The 18,520-nt window shown below is 61.7% G+C and carries 11 protein-coding genes; 3 read left to right on the forward strand and 8 right to left on the reverse strand.

What is annotated here, in order from left to right:
* Positions 1–38 precede the first annotated feature (38 nt).
* The 8 genes from XarjCFBP7645_RS03680 to XarjCFBP7645_RS03715 form a co-directional block, all read right to left on the reverse strand.
* Positions 39–719: a type 1 glutamine amidotransferase domain-containing protein gene (locus tag XarjCFBP7645_RS03680; protein ID WP_104536262.1), complete on the reverse strand. Its 681-nt coding sequence runs from the start codon at positions 717–719 to the stop codon at positions 39–41.
* Positions 720–956: 237 nt separating this feature from the next.
* Positions 957–2,219, reverse strand: coding sequence for a flavohemoglobin expression-modulating QEGLA motif protein (locus XarjCFBP7645_RS03685; RefSeq protein WP_104536263.1), 1,263 nt, complete (start codon positions 2,217–2,219; stop codon positions 957–959).
* Positions 2,219–3,310, reverse strand: coding sequence for a ribosome small subunit-dependent GTPase A (gene rsgA / locus XarjCFBP7645_RS03690; RefSeq protein WP_104536264.1), 1,092 nt, complete (start codon positions 3,308–3,310; stop codon positions 2,219–2,221). Before rsgA ends, XarjCFBP7645_RS03685 begins: the two co-directional genes overlap by 1 nt.
* Before the next feature lie 125 nt (positions 3,311–3,435).
* Positions 3,436–10,203 carry a calcium-binding protein gene (locus tag XarjCFBP7645_RS03695; RefSeq protein ID WP_181126164.1) on the reverse strand — a complete coding sequence of 2,256 codons (6,768 nt, stop codon included), beginning with the start codon at positions 10,201–10,203 and terminating at the stop codon, positions 3,436–3,438.
* A gap of 29 nt (positions 10,204–10,232) precedes the next feature.
* Positions 10,233–10,838 (reverse strand): hypothetical protein, encoded by a 606-nt coding sequence (locus XarjCFBP7645_RS03700; RefSeq protein ID WP_104536265.1) that lies wholly within the window; start codon positions 10,836–10,838, stop codon positions 10,233–10,235.
* A 144-nt stretch (positions 10,839–10,982) separates the two neighbouring features.
* Positions 10,983–11,552, reverse strand: coding sequence for a hypothetical protein (locus tag XarjCFBP7645_RS03705; protein WP_104536738.1), 570 nt, complete (start codon positions 11,550–11,552; stop codon positions 10,983–10,985).
* A 16-nt stretch (positions 11,553–11,568) separates the two neighbouring features.
* Entirely contained in the window at positions 11,569–12,990 is a 1,422-nt protein-coding gene (locus XarjCFBP7645_RS03710; RefSeq protein WP_104536266.1) for an HlyD family type I secretion periplasmic adaptor subunit, read from the reverse strand.
* Positions 12,987–15,152 (reverse strand): type I secretion system permease/ATPase, encoded by a 2,166-nt coding sequence (locus XarjCFBP7645_RS03715; RefSeq protein WP_104536267.1) that lies wholly within the window; start codon positions 15,150–15,152, stop codon positions 12,987–12,989. The genes XarjCFBP7645_RS03710 and XarjCFBP7645_RS03715 overlap by 4 nt, the downstream gene beginning before the upstream one ends.
* Before the next feature lie 291 nt (positions 15,153–15,443).
* Here XarjCFBP7645_RS03715 and XarjCFBP7645_RS03720 point away from each other — a divergent pair, with 291 nt between their 5' ends.
* The 3 genes from XarjCFBP7645_RS03720 to XarjCFBP7645_RS03730 all read left to right on the forward strand — a co-directional run bounded on the left by XarjCFBP7645_RS03720 (position 15,444) and on the right by XarjCFBP7645_RS03730 (position 18,136).
* On the forward strand, positions 15,444–16,715 hold the full coding sequence (locus XarjCFBP7645_RS03720; protein ID WP_104536268.1) for a pyridoxal phosphate-dependent aminotransferase: 1,272 nt from the start codon (positions 15,444–15,446) through the stop codon (positions 16,713–16,715).
* A complete protein-coding gene (locus XarjCFBP7645_RS03725) occupies positions 16,715–17,392 on the forward strand; it encodes an SGNH/GDSL hydrolase family protein (protein WP_104536269.1) in 678 nt (225 codons plus the stop codon). The genes XarjCFBP7645_RS03720 and XarjCFBP7645_RS03725 overlap by 1 nt, the downstream gene beginning before the upstream one ends.
* Positions 17,393–17,464: 72 nt before the next feature.
* Positions 17,465–18,136 (forward strand): methyltransferase, encoded by a 672-nt coding sequence (locus XarjCFBP7645_RS03730; protein WP_104536270.1) that lies wholly within the window; start codon positions 17,465–17,467, stop codon positions 18,134–18,136.
* Positions 18,137–18,520: the final 384 nt, after the last annotated feature.

An 18,520-nucleotide genomic window follows, 5' to 3' on the forward strand; every position in this document is an offset into this window, starting at 1 on the left:
GGTGGCCGTCCATCCCGCCCCACACGAAGGCCGCAGAATCAGCGCTTCGACAACTCGAGCAACGCCTCGGCAGCCTTCTCCGAGGAAGCCGGGTTCTGGCCGGTGACCAGCAAGCCATCGGTGACCACATGCACGCCCCAGTCGGCGCCTTTCTCGTAGCGGCCGCCAAGTTCGGTCAGCACGTCCTCGACCAGGAACGGCACGATCTTGGTCAGGCCTACGCCCTCTTCTTCGCTATTGGTGAAACCGGTGACGCGGCGGCCGTCGACCAACGGCTTGCCATCGCTGCCCTTGACCCGGCGCAGCGCGCCCGGTGCGTGGCACACCAGGCCATGCGGCTTGTTGGCCGCGGCGAACGCTTCGATCAGCGCGATCGAATCTGCGTCTTCGGCCAGATCCCACAACGGACCATGGCCACCTGGGTAGAACACCGCATCGAAGTCATCGGCCTTGACGTCCGTCAGGCGCTGCGTGCTGGCCAGCGCCTGCTGCGCGTCGGTGTCCTGCTTGAAGCGCTTGGTGGCCTCGGTCTGTGCGTCGGGCTCGTCGCTCTTGGGGTCCAGCGGCGGCTGGCCACCCTTGGGCGAGACCAGGGTGATGTCTGCACCGGCATCCTTGAACACGTAATACGGCGCGGCGAATTCCTCCAGCCAGAAGCCGGTCTTCTTGCCGGTACCGCCGAGTTGGTCGTGGGAAGTGAGCACCATCAGGATCTTCATCGCATTGCCTCGTGTCATGGCCCATCTCGGGCAAGGCGAGCAGTGTCCGGTGCGGCCCGTTGCAGCATCGTGTAGAACGCGTCGGCACGATGCTTACGGTTCAGCGCCTTGCAGTGGTAGCAATGCAATGCCAGGCATGCGTCATGTACTGCGCTTTGTCACCCGACCCGCGCCTGCGGCAGCTTTGCCGCGCCAGCGCGCCGGCGCGGCAACTGCGCGCAAGTTGCCCGGCAAGCGTCAGACGTTCATCGCCGGTGGCTGCAGCTGATCCATGCGGATGCGATTGGCGAACAACGAAAACGCCAGCATGCCGGCCAGGCCGCTGACCCGGCTCACCCACGGTGGCAGCCAGCGCGGGGCGACCAGCACGCCGCTGTCGAACAAGGGCGCAAGCCGCGTCACATCGCCCAGGGCCATCTTGCCGGCGAACAGATACCGGCATAGCTGCAACTGATCGCGCTGCAGCGCATGCCGGAAGAAGGTGTGCACTGCCACCAGTCCGCGCAGGTACACCGTGTCCTTGGTGAAGGCACCGCCGCCGGAGGTCGGCACGCCGCGGAACACACGCTGCGCCGAGGAAAAACTCTCCGCCGCGCTCTGCCCGCCTGCGGTGAAATAGCGGAACACCTCGATGAAGTCCGCGCCCGAGCGCGCCATCGCGATCGCCTCGATACGCAGGCTGATGCGCTTCATGCGTTCGATATCGATGCTGCCGGTGATCTGCTCGGCAAACGTCGCCAGGCCTTCCTGGGTTGCGGTGGTCCGCGGCGAGGAAATGCCCAGGCTGGGCAGATGCACCTGCGCGCGCCCGTTGAGTGCGGTCAGCGAATGCACCAGCGCCTCGTGATGGAACAACTGCGCGCGGTCGTAATCGCTGAAGGTGGCACCGCTGCGCAGGCGGATGCGATGCGCGCCGGCCGCCGCCTTGGCGAGCAGATCCGGATCCAGGGTGACGGTGATGACGCGCCCTTCGAAGAACGCGTCCAGATCGTTCTGCAACTGCATGCGCAAGGCGGTTGCCGACACCGGCACCTGCTCTTCCGGCGCCAGCAGTTCGCGGTCCAGTTCCTGCGCGATCTGGATGAAGTGCCGCGCTGCCTCGCGCGTGCTCGGGCCGTTGCCCGGCATCGGGTCGTCGGGCACGCCGAACAACTGCGCCGAGTAATCGCTGACTGCGGGGGTGCCCAATGATTCCAGCAGGCCGGCGGCCAGGCCCCAGCTATGGGTCGAGTCGATCAGGTAGGCGCCCAGCGGATGATGCGGATCGGCAGCTTTTGCAATGGCCGCCAGCTCGCGGCGGGTATCGCCGAAATCCAGTGCCGGATACTCCACCTGCGGCAGCTCCGGCTGGCCACGCGCCACGCTCTGCAGGAACGGCTCCTGCAGCGAGCGCGGCCAGCTGGCCAGCGCGAGCAGGCGCACGCCGCGCACGGCCTTGACCAGGCGCGCATCCAGCGCCGCATGATGGACGATGTCCGGCGGCCCCTTGCGCGATGGCATCAGCGGCGTCCGTTGCGGTCGACGCTGGCAGGCCGCCGGCCCGATCCCTTGCCCCGGTTGTTCTGAGCCAGGCGTGTGGCGAGCTTTTCGGCCGCTGCGGCCACTTCCACGCGCAGCTTCATGTAATTGGCTACCCGCTCCGGATCCAGCGTATCGGCCTCGATCGCAGCACGCACCGCACAGCCGGGCTCGGCGACATGCGCGCAATCGTTGAAGCGGCACTGCGCCGCCAGCGCTTCCACATCCGAGAAGCCGCCCTCGGCCAGATCCTCTTCGCCGGTGGGCTTGAGCTCGCGCATGCCGGGCGTATCGATCAGGCAGGCACCGGACGGCAACGGAATCAAGGCGCGATGGGTGGTGGTATGCCGGCCGCGCGAATCGTTCTCGCGCACCGCATTGGTCTTCATTTTCTGCGACCCGAGCAAGGTATTGGTCAGCGTCGACTTGCCCGCACCGGACGAGCCCACCAGCACTGCGGTGCGGCCATCGCCCAGCCACGGCCGCAACGCTGCCACGCTGTGCGGATCCTTGGCATTGACTGCGCGTAGCGGGATGTTCTGCGCTTCCAGTTCCTCCAGCACCGCCAATGCGTCCTCGGCGTATTCGGTCTGGTCGGCCTTGGTCAGCACCACCACCGGCTCGGCACCGCCGCCGCCGACCAGCAGCAGATAGCGTTCGATGCGGCGCGGATTGAAGTCCGCATCCAGCCCGCACACGATGAACACCGTATCGATGTTGGCCGCGATCACCTGCTGGTGGTAATGCTCGCCGGCCGCGCCGCGCTTGATCGAGGTGCGCCGCGGCAGCAAGGCCACGATGCGCTTGCCCTCCATCAGCACCCAATCGCCCACCGACGCCCGCTCGTGGCTGGGAAACCGCGGCCGCTGCCACTCCGGCAACGACTCGGCCTTGAGACCGGCCTCCGCCGTATCGGCCACCACATAGCCGGTGCGGTGCTGCTCCACCACCCGCGCCGGCAGTGCCTGCGGATGCGCAGCGAAGAGCGCCTGCCAGGCCGGATCCTCGGCAGGGCCAGGCCAGGGCCAGCCGATGGATTGGAGGGTGGGGTAATCGGGGGGCGCGTTGCTCATGGGGCGATTCTACGCCCACAGCTATTTGCGTCATCCACCAGCACGCAATGACAAATGGCTTGTAGTCAAACCCCGCAAAACCCATGACGGCTTTTGCGGGGAAAGGATTCAGCAATAACTGACCGTCAGACTGCAGCGATCATGAGATGCGGCTGATTGCCGCGTTCGCTCCAGGACTGCATGTAGACCTCCTGCTCTGCGTCGCCTTGGGCCATCGCACCAATCAGTTGACTCAACTCCACCCCACCGACCAGGCTGTCTACTTGATCTGAGGTGAGTTCCATCCAATTCTGGTCGTACAGACGGTCGACACGATTGGCAGCTTCCGTATACCAGTCCTTGAACGTCAAACTACCGGATTGGTCACTGAACGTTGCGACCATATCATCGCCAGTTCGGGTAAAGCTGAATTGATCGAAGCTCGCTTCGTTCAAATACAGCACGTCCTCACCATACGCATCAACATTGACGATCGTGTCGTGCCCCTGCCCGACTCTGTAGTAGTAGCTGTCGTCGCCGTCGCCACCAGCCAAGGTATCGTCACCATCCTCGCCATAAAGCTGGTCGCCACCATCTCCGCCGTACAAAGCGTCGTTACCGGCTCCGCCAAATAGCGAATCGTAGCCATCCAAGCCGCTCAACACATTGTCGTGCCCATTTCCAGACAGCATGTTGTCGAGCTCATTGCCGGTGCCGACAATGGCGTTGCCAAACATCAGTAGCGCTTCGAGGTTCTCTCCCAGCGTGAAGTCGATGCTGGCCGCCACCGTGTCGCCGCTGCGGCTGCGATGCTCCCCTGGTACCAGCACGCCGAATGGCCCCGGTTCCATCCCCGAGAGCACAGTCGCATCGCTTCCGACATCCGCTGACACCCTCGCTGTATCGGCGCTCGCCCGGGCCCAGGAGGCAACCCCCTCGTCCCCTGTTTCGATCACCACATCGCCAACACTTTCGACGAAGTAAAGATCATCGCCGCCACCGCCTTGCATGCGGTCGTTTCCGGACCCACCGATGAGGGTATCGTTGCCCCAGGCGCCGATCAAGGTGTCATCGCCTGCGCCGCCGTCGATCCAGTCGGCCTGATAGGAGTAGGCATCAAATGCGGCAGCCAGCAAGACGTTGGCTCCCGTATTGCCCAGCAGGATGTTGGACTCTTCGTTGCCTGTTCCGTCAAGATCGGCAGTCCCGTCGAGGATGAGCTGTTGCAAATTGTTGCCCAAGGTGTAACTGACCTGGCTGCGAACAGTGTTGACGTCCATCGACCACGGATCGCTTGGATACCCATCGTCAACGACTACATCACCACTCTCGTCCACCAAATAGGTGTCGCTGCCCTCGCCGCCATGCATCACGTCGGCACCGCTGCCACCATCCAGCAGATCACTGCCTTTTCCGCCTTCTAGAGTGTCGTTACCGGCGTTGCCGTACAGGCGGTCGTCACCGATCCCCCCCTGCAGCAGATCGTCGCCGTCGCCGCCCTGTCGTTCCACATCCGGAGACACGGCATGCTGCTGTAGATAACTGCTGTCCCAACGTGTCCCATCCGCGAACAGCAGCGACTCGATGACGCCACTCCCTCTGCCGAAGAAGCCGTTCACGGTCAGAAGATCTTGCTCGGACAGCTGGACGATCAATCGGTCGCCCAGGCGCGTCAGTGAAACCGACTCTGGACTCACTCCCGCATTGAGGCGGATCTGGTCGGTGCCACCAGCGTCGATAATGGTGTGCTGGCTGTAGCCGCGACCAAACACATAGATATCATCGGCCTGGCCGCCGAATTGACGTACTTCTCCGCGACCAAGGTCGAACAGGGTCGAGGCGCTCTGCGCACCGTAGTAATCTCCGCCCGCATCCTGCACACCAATGATGTAGCCCGGTGCAGCCGGCTGGTCGGCGTAACGATTGTTGTCGAACTCGATCGAGATCGGATCGAGCCCCGGTCCCAGTTGGGCCAGGATCTCCGCTGTTGTCCATAGCGTGCCATCGGCAAAGCGCAAGGCATCGATCGCACCGGCACTGTCGCCGTCGAGGAAATGGCCAAGCACCACCAACCGGTCGCCCGCATTGCCTATGTCGATCACCAGTGCATCGCCCGCACGGGCTAGACGGACGCCCTCTGTACTCACAGCCGCGCTCAGTTCGATGACGTCGTAATCGCCGGTATCGCCCGATCCGTTGTGGATGAAGTCCACGCCCGATCCAACGCCAAAACGGTAGACATCGTCGCCTGCACCGCCGACGAGCAGATCACTACCGCTGCCTCCATCGAGAACGTCGTTGCCGCCGCCTCCTTTGAGCGCATCGTTGCCTGCGCCGCCGGACAGCACGTCGTCATATTCCAGCGCGAACACGTTGTCATTGCCTGCGCCACCATCAATCACTTCCGCACGCGCCCTGACAACAATCAGATTGTCATCGCGATCGCTGCCTTGTAGTGACCTTGAAATGAGATCATCCACGGTCCAGACCGTGCCGTCTGCAAAACGTACAACGTTGATGCGCGGCCGCTGACCTTCGCCTAAGGCATCGAAAAACCTGATAATTGTGACGCTGTCGTCGGTGCCGTCGATCTGAAGCGTTAGGTCATCGCTCAGGTGGCTGTTACGCCTGACCACGATATCCGATGGCGCTACGGTAGCGTCGTATTCGATCGCCTCGAAATCCTCCAGCCCCGCTCCAGTCTCGAGAATCCGGTCAGTTCCGTGACCGCGACCGAACACATAGACATCGGACCCACCCTCGCCTACGAGCGAATCGTTCCCAGTGCCGCCTACAAGTCGGTCATCGTCCCTGCCACCGTGCAACGCGTCATCACCCTCTCCACCCAACATGACATCGTTACCGCTGTTGCCGTACATACGGTCGTCACCCGCGCCTCCCTCCATACGGTCCGCGCCGCCCGGCTCCCACCAGTACGGGGAATACTGGTTGTCGCCATACATCACGTCGTTGCCGTCGCCTCCCAAGATCCGGTCGTCGCCAAGCAGTCCCTCAATCAGGTCATCGCCCCCCATGCCGTCGAGCAGATCGTGGCCGATCGAGCCATGGATGACATTGGCTCCCGCCCAGATCTGCGCGGACGACAGCACCGAACCATCGGAGAACAGCATCCTGGTGTTTGCAGCTGACGGACCGAAGAAGTCGTTGACTTCCAAGGTTTCTCCGGTTGCCAGAATGGTCAGTATCAACGTCTGTTGCATGCGCGCGAAACCGAGTTGCTGTACGTCGGAGATGTCGATCAGGCGCACCTCGCGGCCAGCATCCGGATCATCGGCAGTCACGATGTCGTTACCGTAGCCACGACCGAATCGGTAGACGTTGTTGCCCGCTCCTCCGTTGAGCAGATCATTGCCGGCACCTCCATCGAGTTCGTCGTCGCCATCGTCACCGTCCAGGATGTCGTTGCCGCCACCGCCAAAAAGGAAATCGTTACCGGTACCGCCATTGAGCGAATCGTTGCCGTCCTGGCCGTCCAATGTATCGTTCCCGCCTTCGCCGTAGAGCTCATCTTCCTGATCGCTACCTTGCATCTGGTCAGCGGCTGCGGTACCGGTGTTGAGCAAACGCAAGGCCTCAGCCCGATCGACTACGGAGCCATCGCCAAAGACGATCCGGTGCCCCCCATTGTCGCGCGCAAGGAAGCCTTCTAGGCGAACCGATTGGTCCGTGCCGAATGCCATCACCAATGCACTACCACTGCGCCGGAATGTCGCCTGGGCCTTCGACAATCCCTTCAGCGCGATGGTGTCGCTCCCCGCCGACTGATCGTCCAAGCCACTCACCACATCGTGACCGTCGCCGGCCTTGATGAGGTAAGTATCGTTTCCTTCTGCGCCGATGAGGATGTCGTTGCCGGTTCCGCCATCGAGTTGGTCGTCTCCCCGGCCACCGTCGAGGTAGTCGTCGCCCGTATTGCCGTAGAGCTTGTCGTTGCCGGCGAAATTGCCAACCTGATCGTCGCCGTAAAGGCTGTCATTGCCTTCGCCGCCGACCAACTGATCGTTGCCGCCCAAGCCGAGAATCGTGTCATCTCCCAAACCGCCATCGATCGTATCGTTGCCTTGCTCGCTTTCCGGCGTATCGAAATCGTCGCCGACAATCAGGTCATAACCTGCGCCACCAACGATTACATCGGCACCAGCGCCACCCAGCAAGGTGTCGGCGTCATCGCCGCCATCGATGACATCATCGCCGCCTTGTCCATTGATCCAGTCCATGCCAACACCGCCGCTGATGCGATCGGCGCCATGGAACTGCAGATCTAGCTGGCCCACCACGAAGTCACCGAAGATCGTGTCGTTGCCTGCATCGCCGGAAATGGTGTCGTTGCCGCCACCGCCCCAGATCTGATCCTGGCCGTCACCGCCATGCAAGCTGTCGTTCCCCTGGCGAGACGCGTCGATCCCCACGGTATCGCCAAGGATGACATCGTCGTCCTGGCCGCCCCATATCTGGTCGCTACCGCCGTCGCCCCGCAACTCGTCATTGCCGGCACCGCCATCGATGATGTCGTCGCCGTCCGCGCGCGCTGCAGATGACAGATTGGCAAGCTCTTCGCCCGCAAGGACACCGTTGATCCGGTCCCCGAAGATCAGGTCGTCGCCGTCGTTGCCCAACAGGATGTCGTTGTCATGACCGCCGGAGATCACGTCGTTGCCGATGCCGCCGTCGACGATATCGTTGCCCTCGCCGCTCATGATCAGATCCGAACCGCCACCGCCATCGATGACGTCGCCACCATCGGCGAATAGTTCCGGATCGGGATAGAACGACGGCCCACCGTTCCGGATGGTGCCAACCAACCCCAAAAAGACGTCTTCGTAGTAGGTGCGCGCATCTTCCGCATCACCGCTGCGCAGACCGACCATGAAACCCACGCCACTGGCCAACATCCTGTCGGTGGGCGGAGCACCGATCCAGCGGTCCAGATTACGCGCCGTCCTAGCCACTTCGACGATGAAATCGTTGCCATCGCCACCATTGATGACGTCGCTACCAGATCCGCCGTTGATGACGTCGATACCGCCGGCAGCGTCGATGACATCGTCGCCGAAACCCGTGTAGAACGCCTCTGCCTCTTCATTCCCTTGAAAGACGCCATTGACGTTGGCACCTTCTGGCGTCAGATCGCCATCCCACTTCGTGCCCGATGGTGGCAGAACACCTATCTCTCCGCCGAGAGAAATTCCTAATTGGCCGTTCTGCCACCGCTCGACATGGATCGTGTCGCCGCTAAGCAGATTGGTGATAATTAATCTATGGGCCGGATCCGCAATCATGGTCAATCGCAAGTTACCGGTGGAATCGGCCCACGTCGTCTCCGTCAGGCGGACACCTGCCGTCACTGCTACGTTGTCGACATACACAGCGCCATCGCCGCCGCTGTCGTAGATGCGGTCTGCACTGACTAGAAGGGATTCGTTGGTAAGAAAACGGTATGTGTCGAATCCAGCGCCACCGTATAGGCGGTCATCGCCCGATCCGCCACTGATATCGTCGTCGCCGTTGCCGCCCAGGACCAGATCGTCGCCGCCGCCAACTGTGATGGTGTTGTTGCCGTGCAGAGCCACCACAACGTCCGAGCGAACGTCGAAATCGGAACCGACGTAGCGCATGGCGGCGCCATCCTGAACGCCCCAGCGTGCACGCTCCAAAAGATTCGTATCGAGGGCAAGGTTTTGTGTTCTTGCAGAGACATATTGGCTGAGTGATTCGATGCCGACCTTCTTCTGGTCACCGAGTGCTTCCGCATCGAAACTGATGTAGCCGTCACTACGCGCCAGAACTTCGGTGAGCCGACCGGTGAATCCTCTTCCTGGCGATCTACCATCTGCTTGTTGATACATCCCGGCTAGCAGAACGTCTACCAAAGCGCCAGCCAAATTAATCTCTTTTTCAACACCATTTTCATGGATCACAAATGAATTTTCAGCTCCACGCAAGTTCGTCGCAGCAATTTTCTTCAAGTCAGCCGCAATCAAATCGAGAGACCTCTCCCCCGCGAACTGCCGTTGCACGAGCAATTCAAGCAAAGTGCTATCATCACGACTTGTTGGAGCGATATTCTTGTAAGCGCCCTCGAATATTCTTGGCAGCAGCTCCTTGTAATCTCTTGAAGCCTGAAAGAATTCATCGGAATTCATGAAACCCGCAAGCAGTGTCATCGAATGCAGATTGACGGCCTTCAAGAAATCAGAAACGATTCCACCGCCCCATCCAAAGAGATCTTCTGCCTGGGGATCTAATAGAAGCGGACTTCCATCATTTATCTTGAATGCATTGTCAGTTGCGTAGCTAAGCACTTCTCCCGCAACCACGATCTGCTGCACATTGGCTTTCCGCGCGTTGTACTCAAGTTGATCGTAATCTCGGAATGACTGCGGAGTATTATACCCAGCAACTTCCAATATATTTTCGTATGCCTCGTACGTAAATGAAGCCGCTGACAACTCGAACGGCGCTTGATCGAAGACGATTGCCTTCTTATCGAAATAGACTGCCATCAACGAAGCAAGGCCACCACCGAGAGAATGGCCGGTAAAACTGGTCTTGGCTGGGTCCACATTTTGCAGCTTAAGGACCTCCAGATAGAAGACGGTCGCCTCTAATGACTGAGAGATTGTCCCCAGGCCCGCTGGAATATTGCCCGACAGCCAGTCGTTCACCGTGGCTCCTTCTTCGTTGGTCGTTCCTGCATACGAAATGACCACCTCACCGGTAGCTACGTTCCTGTAGGCCCGGGCCATGAAGCCTGTCACGGATACCGATTCGGCGATCTGGGTCCAACCATCCGGAAGCTGAAGCGTATTCAGCTCGGTTCTGACACTTGATTTAGCTCCATACACATTCGCCGCCAACAATGCATAATCAAGCTGTGCCTTGCTAAAATCCATGGCATATCATCCTTTTAATTTTTAGGTATTTATTTACAAACCGCGTAATCGCGCTTCTTGTAAAAGTCGGAAATCAGTTTTGGAGGGCCGGAACTGGGCTGCCTTGTCACATAAGCAATATCATCCCAAGACAGATAGGTCACAGGTTTGTTAGCATGACGAAAGCCCCAATTCCCGGTTCCCGACAGATTGATACCCATGCGCTCGATAGGCGCTTCATGCTGATCAATCTTCTGCATCACACCCTTCCGCCAGCGATAGACATTGATCAGATAGGAACCCGGAGGCTTGCCGACACAAAACTTTTCAGCATCTTCATCAGCATACACAACCAGATAAGCGTCACCTTGGATAACATCGAAAGATCGCAGGCTAGTTGCTCCTTCCATACCGGCGTCCTTGGTTGACCAGTGCACGCCCAATGGCGCATAGCTGATTTCCTGATAAATAGGGGGCCCATCGCTCGTGTTCGGAAAACCGCTCTTCAGTGCTACCGAATACCGATCCACATCGATACGCTGCCCATCGCTAAGCCACACCTGCTCCTTCCAGCGCATTGTGTCTTTGTTGCTGCAACCGCTCAACAAGGCGGCCGACATCAGCCCGGCAACCATCATCCACCTATACACCTTCATCGCGTCGCACCTCGTTGATTAATTTTTTGAAATTGACCCGCACTCAGACCAGTCCAGCGAAAGTGCATTCACGCAATGCCCGATGCATTGCGTGAATGCACTTCATTGGTTACAGCAGCCTGACCAAATCACTTCGCCCCCTCCTTAATTACAAGATAGGTTTGGTTTTCTAGCATAGAATTCGGAGACCATGCTTGGCGGCTGGTCGTCAAATTGCCCGGTAAGGTCCGCAACTTCTTTCCATGACAAGTATTGCGCCCCCCCCGCCCAACCATCCTTACGAAGGATCCAGTGCGCATTTCCGGAAAGATTCATCCGCATCTTATCTAGGGGGGCTTCATGCTGGTCGATCTCTTGCACTTTGCCATTGCGCCAGCGCAAGACATTCAGCAGAAAATCGCCTTTACTTCTTCCCATGCAGAACTTATCGCGACTTTTCCCGGCAGTTGTAACGAGATATGCATCGCTGCCAGCGATGTAAAAAGACTTTACTTGCGCTGCTCCTTCTTTCTCCCAGAACACTTGCAAAGGGTCGTATCTAAATTCTTGATGCCGGGTGACGATTGATGAAGAATTGGGGAAATCAATCGCTCCTTCTGCCTGACGTTCTACCTCTACAAAGCGGCCCTCATCCAACCAGACCTGCTCCTCCCATTTCATCTTTTGCTTGCAGCCAGACATACACGTCATGACCGAGGCCAAACCGACGAGCATTAGCAGTTTCATAAACTCATCTCTCTCTCAAGGATTCCGAGCCATGCATCTGTAAGGGACTCAACAAATAATCAATCACCCGCCGCTTCCCCGTCTTCACTTCCGCACTCAAGCTCATCCCAGCACTCATCCGCACCTTGACCCCATCAATCTCCAGCGTGCTGCCGTTCAATTTGATGCGCGCGGGGAATACCAGGCCCAGCTTTTCGTCTTGTGCGGCATCGTGGGAGACGCTGGCGACCGTTCCGGTCAGATAGCCGTAACGGGTGTAGGGGAAGCTGTCGACCTTGACGGTGACAGGTTGGCCTGGGCGCATAAAGCCGATGTCCTTGTTCAGGACGGTGACTTCGACCTCCAGCGCTTCTTCGGCTGGCACCACGACCAGTAACGGCTGTGCGGGTGTGACTACGCCGCCTACAGTGTGGACGGCCATTTGCTGGATCGTGCCGTCAACGGGCGCGTGCAGCGCCATCAGCTTGTCGCGCTGGCCGGTCTTGGCGACGTCCTGGGTCAGTTGGCCGGCCTGCTCGCTTGCCTGGCGCAGGCCGTCCAGTGCCTGCTGGCGTGTGTCGGTAACGAGTACGCGCAACTCCTCCTGCGCCGCGCTGATCGCCGAGCGGATTTCCTGCAGGCGATTGCGCTGGGTGGCGAGCTGATTTTCTGCGGCGATGCGTTCCTGTTCGCGCAACAGATAGTCGTGGCGGCCGACGTACTTGCCTTCGACCAGGCGGCCGTAGTCTTCTGCGCGCGCTTTGGAGATGCGTGCGGACTCGGCCAGCGGTTCGATTGCGCCCTGAGTGGTCTGCAACTCAGCCTGGCGTTGGGCGATGCTGGCTTGCAGGTTATGCCGGCGCGCCTGGAATGCGTCGAATTGACTGCTGACCAATTGCTGCTCGTTGGCCACGCGCTCCGCGGGTAGATCCGGAGCCGGATCCAGCTGCGGCGGCTGCCCGGTCGCAATGGCGGTTGCCAGCGCTGCCTGCCGTAGCGCGGCCAGACGTGCGTTGACCAGCGCGTCGCCGGCCTGGGCGAACTCGGCCCCGGTGGCGGTGGCATCGAGTTCGACCAGCAACTGGCCTTTCTTCACCGCCTGTCCGTCGCGCACCAGAATCCTGCGTACCACCGCGGTTTCTGCGGTCTGCACCACCTTGGTCCGCGAGTCGACCACGGTCTTGCCTGGTGCCACGGCGACGATATCGAGCTTGCCCAGACACGCCCACAGCAGCGCGACACAGAAGAAGCCGATGATGATGCGCATCGTCCAGCGCGCGGTGGGCGAGACGGGCGTTTCGGTCAGCTCAAGATGGGCTGGCAGGAACGCGCGCTCGTCGGCGCTGCGCGCGGGCGGGTCGAGCTGGCGGCGCACCGCCCAGGCCGATTTGAAGATCTTGAAATAGCGGAGAAAGAAATCGCGCCATCCCTGGAGCAGGTACTTCATGGTGTCCCCTGTTGCAGTCTGTACAGATGTGCGTACTGGCCTTCCGGCCGGTCGACCAGCTCGGCATGCGAGCCGCTCTCGATGATGCGTCCCTTCTCCACCACGACGATGCGATTGGCCTGCCGCACGGTGGACAGGCGATGGGCAATGATCAGCACGGTGCGTCCCTTGCAGATCGCGCGCATATTGCTCATTACCGCGTGTTCCGATTCGTAATCCAGGGCGCTGGTGGCCTCGTCGAGAATCAGAATGCGCGGATTGCCGATTAGTGCGCGCGCGATCGCAATGCGCTGCCGCTGCCCGCCAGACAAACCGGTGCCGTGCTCGCCAACCTTAGTGTCGTAGCCTTCCGGCAGCTCCAGAATGAAGTCGTGGGCGCCCGCCAGCTTGGCCGCATGGATCACCCGCTCCAGCGGCATGCCGGGATCGCTCAGGGCGATGTTTTCGCGCACGCTACGGTTGAACAGGAAGTTTTCCTGCAACACCACGCCCAGCTGACGACGCAGCCAGGCCGGATCGGCCAGCGCCAGGTCCTGGCCATCGATCAGCACACGCCCGCGCTCGGGCGTGTAGAGCCGCTGCACCAGCTTGGTCAGCGTGCTCTTGCCGGAGCCGGAACGGCCAACGATGCCGATGATTTCGCCTGGGCGAATGTCCAGCTCGATCCCGTTGAGCACCTCGGGCGCATCCGGCCGGTAGCGGAACGTGACCCGCTCGAACGTCACCTGCCCGCGAATCGGCGGCAATGCCAGGCGACTGCCCGGCACCTCGGTGCGGGTATTGAGGATGTCGCCCAGCCGCTCGACCGAGATACCGACCTGCTGGAAGTCCTGCCACAACTGAGCCAACCGAATGATCGGCGCGGTGACTTGGCCGGACAACATGTTGAAGGCGATCAACTGGCCAATCGACAGCTTGCCTTCCATCACCAGCTTTGCGCCCCAGAACAGCACCGCGACGGCGGTGAGCTTCTGCACCAGTTGCACGCCCTGCTGGCCCAGCATGGCGACACGGGTGACGTTGAAACCGGCGCTGACATAGCCGGCCAGTTGGTTGTCCCAGGTGCGTGTCACGCGCGGATCCACCGCCATCGCCTTGACCGTGCCGATACCGCTGACCGTCTCCACCAGGAAGGATTGGTTGTCTGCGCCACGCGCGAACTTGTCGTTCAAACGCTGGCGCAGCACCGGGGTGATCAGGCCAGAGATGGTGGCGTACAGCGGCAACGACAGCACCACGATCAAGGTCAGCCAGCCGCTGTACCAGAACATCACCGACAGAAAGACCACCGTAAAGAACAGGTCCAGCACCGACGTCAGCGCCTGTCCGGTCAGGAAGTTGCGGATGTTCTCCAGCTCGCGGACGCGCGCGATGGTGTCGCCGACCCGCCGCGATTCGAAATACGCCAGCGGCAGCGACAGCACATGCCGGAACAGCCGCGCACCCAGCTCCACGTCGATCTTGCTGGTGGTGTGGGCGAAGACGTAGGTGCGTAATCCGGACAGCAGCACGTCGAACACCGCCATCGAGACCAGCCCGATCGCGATCACGTCCAGCGTGGTCAGGCCGTTGTGCACCAGCACCTTGTCCATCACCACTTGATAGAACAGTGGCGTGATCAGCGCGAACAGCTGGATGAAGAACGAGACGATAAAGACCTCGAGCATCAACTTGCGGTACTTCACCACCGCAGGAATGAACCAGCTGAAGTCGAACTTGGCCAGGTCGCCGAGTACCGAAGCCCGCGAGGCCACCTGCAGCAACCGCCCCTGGTAACGTGCTTCGAACTCGGCGGGAGAGATGGAGTGTGGCCGCTTTTCGACCAGATCGTGGATCAGGATCTGGTCCGCCCCGACCTTGGCGACGATAAACGCGTCGCCATCCGGCACCAGGGCCAGGGCCGGTAACGCCGCCATACCGATCCGTGCGGCCGGCTGGGCCACGACTTTGGCTTTTAGCCCCAGTTGCTTGGCTGCCAGCAGCAGCGTGGTTTCGTCGAACGGCTCGCCGCCTCGTCCGAACCCATGCGCCAGTTGCACCGCGTCTGCGGCAACGCCATGAAATTGCGCCAGCAGGACCAACCCCTGCAGCCCCAGATCCGGCCCGTCTTGCACCGACGAGCCGCCCTCGACTAACGAGAGCGACGCACTTCCCCCTGACATACGCGTTCCTTGCTGTAGAGCCCAAGCCGGACTCAAGTGATGGAATAGAATCTGAAGATGTTAAGAAGCTGTCAATCAGCCAACCCCTCGATTTCAATCAATCTTCTCAATCAAGCGTCTCCGAGGCTGAGACGCCATCACTCGATCGAGTGCATCGGTGATCACGACCTCGCCTTTCCAATCGGACGCTGAAGACCCGCCAGCGGCTTGACATCGTTGCCGATGCAAGCATGTCCGCCTGTCCTATTTCCGCTACCATGCCAAGCCTCACGCCTACAACCGGCCCGTCGCATGTCCACTGCCCCGCAAAAGCCGCTCGCCATCCGCGAGCGTCTGTCCGAAGTCCGCTACGAAATCCGGGGCGAGCTGGCGCGACGAGCGCGGGAACTGGAGGCGCAGGGCCGCAAGCTGATCAAGCTCAATATCGGTAACCCGGGCGCGTTCGGGTTTCGTGCGCCGGAGCACCTGCAGCGCGCGATCGCCGACGACATGGGCCGCACCGATCCGTACACCCATCAGCAAGGCCTGCCGGAAGCACGCGAGGCGATCGCCACCGCATATGCGCGGCGCCAGCATCCGGATGCGCATCCGGACCGCATCTTCGTCGGCAACGGCGTCAGCGAGCTGATCGACCTGTCGCTGCGTGCGCTGCTCAATCCCGGCGACGAAGTGCTGGTGCCCTCGCCCGACTATCCGCTGTGGTCGGCCGCCACCATCCTCAACGATGGCCGCCCGGTGTATTACCGCTGCGCGCCGGAAAACGGCTTCCAGCCGGACCCGGTGGAAATCGAGACGCTGGTGTCCTCGCGTACCCGCGCCATCGTGCTGATCAATCCGAACAATCCCAGCGGCGCCAGTTATTCGCGCGAACTGCTGGAGCGCATCGTGGCCATCGCCAGCAAGCACAACCTGCTGCTGATGGTCGATGAGATCTACGACCAGGTGCTCTACGACGACGCCGCCTTCGTGCCGGTGGCGCCGCTGGCCGGTGCGCATCCGTGCATCACCTTCGGCGGCCTGAGCAAGGTGCACCGCGCCTGCGGCTGGCGCGTCGGCTGGGCGCTGCTGTCGGGCGAGCAGTCGCGCATCAACGACCTGCGCAACGCGATGGACCTGCTCGGCGCCTTGCGCCTGTGCGCCAACGTGCCGGGCCAGTACGCCATCGACGCGGCAGTCAACGGGCCGGACACCATCTCGGCGCTGTGCGCGCCGGGTGGCCGCCTGTACGAAACCCGCCGTGCGGTGATCGAGGCCTGCGCGGCCAGCGAGCACCTGTCGCTGGTGGCGCCGGCCGGTGCGCTGTATGCGTTCCCGGCGGTGGTCGGCCCGGCCGCGCGCAACTTCGACGATCACGAATTCGCGCTCGACCTGATGAACGCCGAAGGCGTGCTAGTGGTGCCGGGTTCCAGCTTCAACGTGCCCTACCGCCACCACTTCCGCGTGACCCTGATGCCGGAAGCGCCGGTGATGCGCGATGTGTTCGCACGCATCGACCGTGCCCTGGCGCGCCGCGCCGAGGCGGTCACCAAGGTCGTGCCGCTCAAGTCGCGCAGCGTGGCCTGATGGCGGCGGCCGGCACGCCGCTGCGCTATCTAGCGCTCGGCGATTCCTACACCATCGGCGAAGGCGTTGCCCCCGAGCAGCGCTGGCCGGTGCAACTGGTCGACGGTTTGCGTGCCTACGGCTGGAACGTGGCGCCGCCGCAGATCATCGCCACCACCGGCTGGACCACCGACGAGCTGCAGGCCGGTCTCGATGCCGCTGCGCCGCAGGGGCCGTTCGAGCTGGTGAGCCTGCTGATCGGTGTCAACAACCAATACCGCGGGCGCTCGCTGGACGCGTACCGCAGCCAGTTCGATGCGTTGCTGCAGCGTGCGATCGGGTTCGCCGGCGGGCTTGCGGCACGCGTGTTCGTGCTGTCGATTCCCGATTGGGGGCTGACCCCGTTTGCGCATGCGCAGGGCGGCGATGCGGCGCTGATCGGCGCACAGATCGATGCCTTCAACAGCGTAGCCGCCGAACGCTGCGCCGCACGCTCGGTGCGCTTTGTCGACATCACCGCCACCAGCCGCGATGGCGGCGACGCTGCCGACATGCTGGTCGACGATGGCCTGCATCCCTCCGGCGCCATGTATGCGCGCTGGACCGCATTGGCACTGCCTGCGGCGCGCGATGCGATAGCGGCTGCCAACGCGATCGGGATGGACCACGCCACGCGCGGGCAGCCCCAATCGCGTTAGCAGGCCCCAAGCTCGCCGCGCACCAAGCCTCATTGCCAAGGAACGACATTGCACAGCACCGCCACCCAACCCATGAGCCGCGCGCAGGCGCTGGCGATCGCGCGCGCGTTTTTGCCGCCGCATCCGCTGGGTAATCGCTACGATTATTACTACACCCAGGCCAAGCTGCGTACCGACCCGCTGTATCCGGGCGTGCTGGCCGAGTTGCGCAGCACCACCGCGCCCGTGCTGGATCTGGGCTGCGGGCTGGGCCTGCTCGCGCATGCATTGCGTGCCGATGGCCAGGCATTGGTGTATCACGGGGTGGATGTGGACGCGTCCAAGATCCGCCGCGCGCAACACATCGCGCAGCGCTCTGCGTTGGGCAATACGCAGTTTGCCGTGGTCGATCTGAGCGTGGCCTGGCCGCAACACCGCGGCAGCGTGACCATTCTGGACGTGCTGCAGTATCTGCAGGCCGACATGCAGGCCAGCCTGCTGCGCAGCGTGGCGCAGATGCTGACGCCGGGCGCGAAGCTGGTGATCCGCAGCGCATTGGGCGATGCCAGCAGCCGTGGCCGCACCAGCCGCGTGACCGACGTGCTGGCGCATCTGAGCGGCTGGATGCAGCGCATGCCGCGCAGCTATCCCACCCGCGACAGCCTGCAGGCGCAGCTGGATGCCGCCGGCCTGCGTGCGACATTTGCGCCGTTGTATGGCAACACGCCATTCAACAACTGGTTGATCGTAGCCGAGCCGCGCTGAGGCCGTGCACAACGTGCCTGGCTCGCGGACGTACTTGCGGCGTGTCCCGCAAGGGTGGGCGGGCAAGGGCCCTGCAGCGAAGTCGCAGAGCAGCCGCTCTACAACTGATCCATCCGCGCTGACCAATCACTTCGGGACAACCAACTCATCGAGCCGCCGCTTTGTCTAGATGCAGGCAAAGGCCTGGTTCGCCGAGTGCGCGGTGCCCTTACCGCTCGCGGGACACGCCGTGAATCCGTCCGTGGAGGCTCGGTGGCGGCATCCTTGCCGCCACACGGTCCCGCAATCGGTAAGGGCACCGCGCCAGAGAGTTTGTAGGTTGCTTTGTTGAAAGCCATGCACACCGACCATCTCGACGGGTCCTTGCCCGCCCACCGTCGCGGG

The organism is Xanthomonas arboricola (assembly GCF_002940665.1).
Lineage (GTDB): Bacteria > Pseudomonadota > Gammaproteobacteria > Xanthomonadales > Xanthomonadaceae > Xanthomonas > Xanthomonas arboricola_B.